Source organism: Citrobacter sp. TBCS-15, from assembly GCF_005280815.1.
Classification (GTDB): Bacteria; Pseudomonadota; Gammaproteobacteria; order Enterobacterales; family Enterobacteriaceae; genus Citrobacter; species Citrobacter werkmanii.
This window is the reverse complement of the sequence record NZ_SZWK01000296.1, coordinates 1-308: the sequence shown is the minus strand read 5'-3', so window position 1 is coordinate 308 and position 308 is coordinate 1. Positions and strand designations below refer to the sequence as shown.

Genomic DNA, 308 nt, shown 5'->3' with positions numbered 1-308 from the left:
TTTAGTATATAATAACAAAAAAGACTTGAAAAGTCAAGCCTTAAATATTATTAAGCAATAAAATGTGAATTAATAACCAAATACACCATAAAAAAGCAACAAATAAATAAATACTTTCGCCTGTAAAGCCTAAATATCCATTTAGAACTATTAGAATAATATCAAAAACAATCTGTAATATAAATCCAATTTTCATCTCTTCTCCTTTTCTTATACCATAGTATCAAATTATTTTACATTTGTCAAGGCTTAATTCCATTTCGTTCTTTTATGAATTTGTTTATACTATCTTGATTTAATCGTTTAGA

Annotated in this window: 1 protein-coding gene; it reads right to left on the bottom strand. The window is 23.4% G+C overall.

Annotated features, from left to right (window positions below; translation table 11 throughout):
• Positions 1-40: 40 nt before the first annotated feature.
• Complete coding sequence (locus tag FDW96_RS25120) at positions 41-196, bottom strand: hypothetical protein (protein WP_170974736.1); 156 nt, start codon at positions 194-196, stop codon at positions 41-43.
• Positions 197-308: the final 112 nt, after the last annotated feature.